Genomic DNA, 7,325 nt, shown 5'->3' on the forward strand with positions numbered 1-7,325 from the left:
GTTCGCTCTCGCCAAGCAATGGCGGGGCCTCGCCACCCGCTACGACAAGCTCGCGATCACCTACCGCGCGGCCGTCACCATCAGCGCAATCCTCACCTGGCTACGCCATATGGGAGACACGCCCTAGCAAAGACAGTAGGCCGTACGTGGTCGGTTCGTGGATCACGAGGACAGGTGATGCCCGGCGCTAAGGAGTTGACACCGGCGACGTCATTGGTGCCCCGTGCTGTTCGTCTCCGACAGCATCGAACCGGTGCTAGAGGGGAACGTTGTCCGAGACTTGCCACCGGAGGTGATGAGCTCGTCGCCGACAGTTCGGCCCATCAGGGCGTCGTTCAACATCCGGGGGAGGAACCTCCGAGATTGTTGTTGCGACACCTGGCTCGGAATCCGGCTCAGAAGCAGTCCAGGGTGCCGCCACTCCAACTAAGACCGCCGTAGCGACTATGCCAAGGGGGCAACAAGACTGCTCGTAGTTTCGTGTTCTTCCTCTCGCGGTCTACACCATTGATCTTGAGCTTCAGGAAAGATCCTCAACAATGGGGTTTACCCGCTCGGGCAACGTACCGTTGGGGGCTTCTGTGTTGTAGGCCGTTCGGGGGACAAGATTGCTGACGGCCGAAACGGATGGATCGAAAATCAGTGTAGGACCGAACCCGGGACGCTGTCTGTCCCCCTTTCGGCCTATAGACGAAAGTATCTATCGTCGGCTGCAGGTGGAGAGAAAACGAGTCGCAGACGGCACGCGTCTGCGACTCCGCCCAGCCCGAGTGTGTGAGAGATAGATTGGACGTCGACGGGCCAGTGCCACCAGTCCAGACCTACTATGCTCAGCTGCGAAGATCCTGAGCTGAAATCCATCTAATAAAATCGACTTGACAAACCCTGATAAATCTGAGGAGACTCACTTGAGACGGTCGTCTCGATTTGTTCCAATCGTTCTTCGGGGGTTGAGTATGTCTTCAAAACAAGCGCGCTACGGGTCTTGGCGGAAGAGAGTGGCAGGCGCGTTGTTCGCACTGGCGCTTTCTGGTGCAGGGGTCTTCGCGCTCGCGGCGCCTGCGTCGGCTGCGCCAGCTGATTGCGGTTTGGGCTATCACTGTAGCTATTCTGGTTATAACTACGGCAACGACGCCTGGCAGCAGCCTTCCACGCATAAGTTTCTGAATTGCGCTGACAATATGGCCATTGGTTGGAGGACGTACAATAACGTCGCATCATCCGCATTCAACAATGGCCGCACCCAAGTGTCGTACCTGTACCCGGGCCAGACGAAGACAGGCACTCCTATCTCGTTCGCCGTGGGAAGAGGGACTACGGATCTCGGATCTCGGAGCTTCAACGACACTGCTGAGTCGGGGTACTTCGATACGACGCGGGCAAGCGCTGGTGGGGCTCTATGCCTGTGATCAGCTTGGGCAAGTGCGGCCGCTCTTACGGGGCGGCCGCACTTGCGGTGATCCTCTCTATAGGCGTCGTTGGCTGCTCGGGGCCCGACGAAACCGAGGCCACGAACAAGAATCGCGCCGCGTGGGCAATGCCCCTGGACGAGTTCCATGTGTACCCCGTAGCGCTCGACAACTATGCGGAACAACTCCTCATCGCAGACTGCCTTACTTCCCAAGGTTATGAATGGCCGGTTCCATGGCAGGACACAGAGTTTCCGTTAGCCGAAGACTTCAACTCGGTTGGATTGCGTCTGTTCACGCCAGAATTAGCGAAAAAATGGGGATACCATTTCGCGACGCCGGTCCACGAAGAGAGCGTGAATTTGTGGGGAGAGTTCATAGCTACAACGGAGTCCTATTTCCCGAACGTGGAATTGGACACTGCGCTTCTTGACTGTAGGAATGAGGTGCGCGAGCAGGATGAGGATTCCTTTGTCAATTTCGATGGGGTCAACTATCTTGCGGGGCTGGCTATGCAGGCCGAGCAAGTCGCGCTACAGGACGAGTCCGTCGTGGAGGCGACCGCTAAGTGGCGTGAGTGCTTGGAACCGCAATTGCCCTTCACGCTTCCGAAGGTTCTGGACCCGTGGACAGAGATGCCTCCCTCGGCTGTTGGTGAGGAATGGGGGATCGGCACGGGGGGGACTCCGGCGCCCTCCGTGGAGGAACTCGCTGCCGCCGTTGCCGACGCGGAATGTCGCGAGACTAGTGGGCTGAGCGCTGCCAAGTATGAGAAGACCTGGGAGGAGCAGCAAAGGCTCGTCACGGAGAACCGGGACAAACTAGACCGGATACGTTCGGAAGCCACCGAGAGGAAATCGAAGTTGCTGACGATTGTGGCGGAGAACGCGCCAGCAGCCCCGTAGCCCCCGCGTCACTAGGCGGTAGTTTGGTTGCGGCGACCTAGCGATCAGAAAGCAAGAGGGATCGATGACCGAACCGACTGTGCCCGAAAAGTCCAGACGATCTCGTTGGATTGTTGTGCTCGTTGTGGTGTTGGTGGGGTCGATCATCTGCGCAGGTTTCTGGTTCGCCGCGCAGTTCCAGTCATCGGCGCAGCAGGAAGCGAATGCCAAAGCCCCCGCGGCCGGTCCTGTCTTTGCGGAGGTGACACAGGGTTCGCTCGTGGGAGAGGTGAGTTTTACCGGTCTGGCAGGCCCCTCAGCGCAGACTCCAGTCACGGTGCTTCCCGTTCCGGATGCGTCACTCGCAGTGGTTACCGGGCATCCGCTGCAGGTGGGGGCGGCCGTTTCAGCTGGACAGGTGCTTACCGAGGTCAATGGGCGTCCGCTGTTCGGCGTGCAATCCCCCTTCTCCTTTTACCGCGACATGGGCATCGGGGACCACGGGCCGGACGTCGAAGCGTTACAGAACGCGCTGTTGGCGCGGTCATACGAGGTCGTGCCCGATGGACGCTTTGGTAGTGCGACGGCTGCGGCGGTCAAGCGCTGGTACCAGGACAGTGGGTATGAGGCTCCTACTCGTAGTGCGCCGGCGGTGGAGAAAACCGATCCGGTGGAGGGCGACAGGCCTGCGGAGAGCAGCACGGAGACGCCGGCCACGAAGACGCCGGCTGCCGAGGGGTATGTTCCTGTCGCCGAGATTCTGGCGATGCCCAGCGCATCCGCACAGATCGTTCGAGGCTTGCTTGTCGGACAGAGGCTGGCGGTCGAGGGCCAACCCGATTTCATACTCGGGTCGGCGGATGTCGTCATCACGATCACAGTACCTGCCGCCGATCTTGGCGACGTCGTCGCAGGAGACGCGGCCACGATCTCCATCGACGGCGTCACCGTGGAAGGCACCGTGGGAGATATTGGTTTCCCAGGCTCAACTGGAGCCACCGAGGCCTCGGAAGATTCACCCCCTGGTGGGTCGTCAGGCGAAGAAGGGGCGACCGGTGGAGCAGAAGCCGGGGTGTCTGAGGTCACCTTCACCGTCGTCCCTCAGACCGCGCTGCCTGTGTCGACTGGCCGGGCGCGGGTGACCGTGATTCAGCAAGTCGTGGCGCAGGATGCGTTGATTGTCCCGATAGTCGCGGTGTCAGATCGGGGGCCCGGCAAGAACATTCTGACGAAGCAGCAGGATGATGGGACGCTCGTCGAGGTTCCTGTTACCGTTCTAGGTACCTTGCAGGGTGAGGTCGCCGTCGAGTCGGTAAAAGAAGGTGCCCTCGAAGTCGGCGACAAGGTTCGAGTTGGTTGACGTGGCATTGATTCGGCTGCGGGGAGTGCGTCGAACCTACTCTTCCCCAGGCAGTCCTGATGTCGAGGCGCTGCGCGGTATCGACCTCGACATAACCCAGGGCGAGTTCGTCGCCGTCGTCGGGCCTTCGGGTGGGGGCAAGACCACCTTGATGAACATTCTGGGTCTGCTCGATGATGCGACGTCTGGAACCTACGTTCTCGACGGCGGGGATACTCGGGCCAGCGATGGTCGCCGTTCCTCGAGCGTACGCGCTCGCACGATTGGCTTCATATTCCAGGCCTTCCACCTGCTTGAGGGCAGACCGGCCGCGCACAGCGTCGAATTGAATCTGTTGTACCGGGGAATGCGACGCGCGGAGCGCCGTGAGAAAGTCCGACGCGCAATTGACTCGGTTGGCCTCAGCGACCGCGCATTTCAGAGCACGTCGACGCTATCCGGCGGGCAGCGGCAGCGTATTGCCATCGCCCGAGCCATCGCCGGCGACGCGAAACTGATCCTCGCCGATGAACCGACCGGGAACCTTGATTCGGCTAACGCGGCTCGAGTCTTGGATGAGCTTCAACGCATCAATCATGAGGGGGCGACAGTCATCGTCGTCACTCATTCCACCGAAGTGGCGGAGCGTGCTCGTCGCGTGATCCACATCGCAGACGGCAAACTTGTCTCGGATGTGCAACAGGTGAGTTCGGGCTCGAATTCGGAGTCGGACTCCGCCGGTCAGTCTCTTCAGGGCTCAGCCAGTTCGCGTTTTCCCCGGGCTCGCGAGGAGGAAGATGCTCAGTCGAAGGGGCGCATTCGGTTCGTCGACATGCTACGCGACGCATGGGCGTCCGTGGTGTCGCGAAAGTTCCAGACGCTAGGGCAGGGTCTAGCTGTCGCTATCGCGGTGGCATTGACAATCACGACCTTGGGGCTCTCCGCATCGGCCAGGGCACAGGTTTCAGCCACTTTCGATGCACATCTCAATCGCGAAGTCTCCGCGCGGTGGTCGACGGGAGTCCCCAACTCCCCCCCGCTTGAGACGATCCCGGAGAGAGTTGAACAACTGAGTGGGGTGGATGCGGCAGCTGCCGTCATCGATCTCCGTGCCAGCACAGTCTCGACCTTCGCCGAATCACGGCAGATCCAACCGCATGTCGCCATCGGACATATCGCCGCCGCCGCACGTCTTTCCATCGACGAGGCGCCATGGCACCGGGGGCCGCTCGAGGCCGGCGAAGCCTATATTGGCGACCTCCTCGCGAAGGATCTGCAACTCAGTAGCATCGACAGTGCGCCGACCATCCTCGTCGATGGGATCTCGTACGTTGTGGCAGGCATCATCACCGAGTCGTCGCGACTCCCCTTGCTGCGAGGCGAAGTCGTCGTCGGACCTCGTGATGACCTCACGGCGGGAGGGCCCATCGATGTGACCATGCTGGCTGTGACGTCTGCCGGCGCAGCACAGCAGGTCGCTAAGCAATTGCCCTCTGCGCTGAACCCGTTCCAGCCTGAGCAGATCGTCGTCGCCGCGCCGACCGATTCTGCTCAGCTGAGAGGACAAGTGGAACAAGGGGTGCAGACAACGCTTATAGCGTTCACGCTACTTGCCCTGATTGTGGCTATCGCCGCTCTCATGAATGCGACGCTCTTGGCCGTCAACGCACGGCGAGGCGAGATTGGCATGCGCAAGGCGCTCGGGGCTCGGGATCGCCAGATCGGGGCGCTCATCACTCTCGAGTCTGCGTACATCGGCTTCGTCGGAGGGGTCGCCGGGCTCCTGCTCGGTATGGCCGCAATTTTAGTGGTGACCGTGACTCAACGATGGGCGCCCGTGTTCGATGTCGTCCTCCTTCCCCTCGCCATCGCCGTTGGCATGATTGTCGGGGCAGGCGGTGGTGGCTTGGCCTCGATCCGTGCGGCGCGTCTTCGCCCCGCAGAGAATCTCCGTAGCTGAGTCTCGTGGCCTGCCTTACCTGAGGCGACCTCGCCCACGCGGATGATGATGAGACCGTGGGCTACGGCTTCAATACCCTAGGTCGGCGCGGTTTGAGGGGGAGACGAGGTGGCAAGATCCACCGGGTCCACGCGGCAACGGGGGATGCCGTCCTAGGCCGTGTTGCTAAAGGAGCTCAGGGTCGCTGGCCCGTGCCTGACGGCTCGGCAAGATATCGTGGCTGCATGCGGTTCAATGCCTTCGCGGCGTATTCGGCTGAGGTGGTCGTGACCGCTGAAGTGATTCCCGAGATGCAGAACAGCGACTACGAGTCCGGGATTGTCCAGATCGGTGAAGAGGTCTGGCATATCCGGACTGCGCGTAACATCCCGACCGAGCCGGGTGCCTTCGTCGCGTTCTGGCAACGACACGCGGATGGGAACACGACGCCGTTCAGCGATGACGATCCCGCTGCGGGGCTGCTTGTCTTCGTGGCGCAACATGATCGACGAGGGGTGTTCCGGTTCACTGGCGCGCGTCTCACTGCACTCGGCATCACGTCAGGAAGGCGGCCAGGAAAGCGTGGGTTCCGGGTGTATCCGAACTGGCGCACTGGCTTGAACGTCCAGGCCACGACCACGCAGCGCGCTCAAGCGCCCGCATTCCAGGAGTTCTGAGCTCAGCTCGTGCTGGTGAGCCAATGGAGGGTTGCGGCGAGGCAGAGGCCGGCGTGGTAGTTGCGAGCGAGCTTGTCTGATCGCATGGCGATGCCGCGCCATTGCTTGAGCTTGTTGAAGCAGCGCTCGACGACGTTGCGGCCGCGGTAGCGGTGCCGTTGTTCGTCGCCGAAGTCGATCGGGCGGCCGCGGCGCTTGCGGCGGTGGGCGATCTGATCATCACGCTCGGGAATCGTCGCGGCGATGCCACGCTCGCGCAGCCATGCCCGGTTCGCCCGGGACGGATAGCCCTTGTCGGCCATCACTCGGTCCGGACGAGTGCGTGGCCGCCCGTGTCCGACCGGCACGCGGATCTGTTCCAGCGTCGCGGACAGCATGCATGTGTCAGCGGCCTGGCCGGGCGTCAGGATGACAACATCGACGGCGCAATCGGGGTCGGCGCCGTGGTCGGAATCATCGCCGGGGCGATGGCGGCCGGCGGGGGGCTCTACGGTGCCGGACAGGTGGCAGGCGAACGAGCCTACTACGCGGGACTCCGGAACTCGTACCACCAGAAAATCAAGTGGCAGGTCCGGGGCGGCGTCATCGCCGCCGCAAGCTCCATCGGACTCGCCGGTGCCATCGCTGGCGGCATCGTGATGGGCGGATTCGAGAACAAGTTCTACTCGATGAGCTAACGAAAGGATTGACCGGTAGTTCCGTACTTGCGGAGCTACCGGTCTTCTCTGCAATGAAAACACCAATCTCGATTGAGTTTCCGCGAGAACTTGCTCTCGCACACACGGCGGAAATGGATGTCGATGCTAATCGGCTCATGGAAGCCGCAAGTATCGCAAAAACGCTAACCCGTGACATCCGTCGAAGCGGAGGCGCTCCCGCCGGACCAGGCATTCGCGGTCACGGAGAGTGATCGCCCGGCGTTGATGGGCGCTGAAGATCCGGTCGGAGGACGACGACACTGAGCAGGTTCACCAGGATCGCTCCGGAGAACGAACCGCGACGGAACAGCGCCATGTCGAGCATCGGGCTCTTCACCCGCAACTGGCGACGGACGAACAGGTAGCCCATCCCGAAGCC

General features: G+C 61.6%; 7 protein-coding genes and 1 pseudogene. 6 read left to right on the plus strand and 2 right to left on the minus strand.

Annotated features, from left to right (window positions below; all coding sequences use genetic code 11):
• The 5 genes and pseudogenes from KZA10_RS04980 to KZA10_RS05000 form a co-directional block, all read left to right on the plus strand.
• Positions 1-127 (plus strand): annotated as a pseudogene (locus KZA10_RS04980) (IS5/IS1182 family transposase); the annotation flags it as partial.
• A 1,272-nt stretch (positions 128-1,399) separates the two neighbouring features.
• Positions 1,400-2,314, plus strand: a complete 915-nt coding sequence (locus tag KZA10_RS04985) for a hypothetical protein (protein ID WP_141388338.1) — start codon at positions 1,400-1,402, stop codon at positions 2,312-2,314.
• Positions 2,315-2,378: 64 nt separating this feature from the next.
• Positions 2,379-3,653: a peptidoglycan-binding domain-containing protein gene (locus tag KZA10_RS04990; protein WP_141388340.1), complete on the plus strand. Its 1,275-nt coding sequence runs from the start codon at positions 2,379-2,381 to the stop codon at positions 3,651-3,653.
• Position 3,654: 1 nt separating this feature from the next.
• Complete coding sequence (locus tag KZA10_RS04995) at positions 3,655-5,592, plus strand: ATP-binding cassette domain-containing protein (RefSeq protein ID WP_229779072.1); 1,938 nt, start codon at positions 3,655-3,657, stop codon at positions 5,590-5,592.
• A 224-nt stretch (positions 5,593-5,816) separates the two neighbouring features.
• A complete protein-coding gene (locus KZA10_RS05000; protein WP_141387017.1) occupies positions 5,817-6,248 on the plus strand; it encodes a MepB family protein in 432 nt (143 codons plus the stop codon).
• Between the two features lie 2 nt (positions 6,249-6,250).
• Here KZA10_RS05000 and KZA10_RS05005 read toward each other — a convergent pair whose 3' ends face one another.
• Positions 6,251-6,625, minus strand: coding sequence for a transposase (locus KZA10_RS05005; protein WP_141387019.1), 375 nt, complete (start codon positions 6,623-6,625; stop codon positions 6,251-6,253).
• Here KZA10_RS05005 and KZA10_RS05010 point away from each other — a divergent pair.
• On the plus strand, positions 6,581-6,925 hold the full coding sequence (locus KZA10_RS05010) for a hypothetical protein (protein ID WP_218026616.1): 345 nt from the start codon (positions 6,581-6,583) through the stop codon (positions 6,923-6,925). The genes KZA10_RS05005 and KZA10_RS05010 overlap by 45 nt on opposite strands.
• A 220-nt stretch (positions 6,926-7,145) precedes the next feature.
• Here KZA10_RS05010 and KZA10_RS05015 read toward each other — a convergent pair.
• A partial coding sequence (locus KZA10_RS05015; protein WP_218682332.1) for a hypothetical protein occupies positions 7,146-7,325 on the minus strand: 180 nt, incomplete at its 5' end.

Source organism: Microbacterium sp. BF1 (assembly GCF_019279095.1).
Lineage (GTDB): Bacteria > Actinomycetota > Actinomycetes > Actinomycetales > Microbacteriaceae > Microbacterium > Microbacterium maritypicum.

Coding starts and splice junctions, on each gene's coding strand:
- KZA10_RS04985 (WP_141388338.1), top strand. CDS start 1,400: ATGCCTGTGATCAGCTTGGGCAAGTGCGGCCGCTCTTACGGGGCGGCC.
- KZA10_RS04990 (WP_141388340.1), top strand. CDS start 2,379: ATGACCGAACCGACTGTGCCCGAAAAGTCCAGACGATCTCGTTGGATT.
- KZA10_RS05000 (WP_141387017.1), top strand. CDS start 5,817: ATGCGGTTCAATGCCTTCGCGGCGTATTCGGCTGAGGTGGTCGTGACC.
- KZA10_RS05005 (WP_141387019.1), bottom strand. CDS start 6,625: ATGCTGTCCGCGACGCTGGAACAGATCCGCGTGCCGGTCGGACACGGG.